The 367-nt window shown below is 38.7% G+C and carries 1 protein-coding gene; it reads right to left on the reverse strand.

Features of this window, described 5'->3' with window-relative positions; genetic code table 11:
• Nucleotides 1–367, reverse strand: a 367-nt coding sequence (locus FS458_RS20905; protein WP_222122243.1) for a DUF6444 domain-containing protein, incomplete at both ends; no start/stop codon positions are given.

Here is a 367-nt window from a genome sequence, read left to right on the forward strand (position 1 = left end):
TCTATTTTGGAAGAAGGTAAGTCGAAGACTTGTCGTTTTTTTCGACTGACAGTCTGTTCCTGTTCTAAGGAAGATTGACATTTTGAACACAGGGAAATGGGGTGCGTCACAATATGATGTGGAGTTTCAACAGGTGCCAGCCTATAACCTTTGTGACCGATTTGCCCACCTGATTTCCGTCCTGTTTTTCCTCTTAAACTTTTCGTGAGGAGCTTTTTACAGCCATCTGTAGAAGGGGGTTTATGACTATTTGAAGAATTTTTTTGCGCTGTTGCTTGTAATTTCTGAATTTCCATCTGTAAAGATGCAACAGTGTCCTTTAATTGTTTGTTTTCGGTTTCTAGTTGTTGTATATATACAGTTGATT

Origin of the sequence: Fictibacillus phosphorivorans (genome assembly GCF_007673525.1) — a bacterium.
Taxonomy (GTDB): domain Bacteria; phylum Bacillota; class Bacilli; order Bacillales; family Fictibacillaceae; genus Fictibacillus; species Fictibacillus phosphorivorans_C.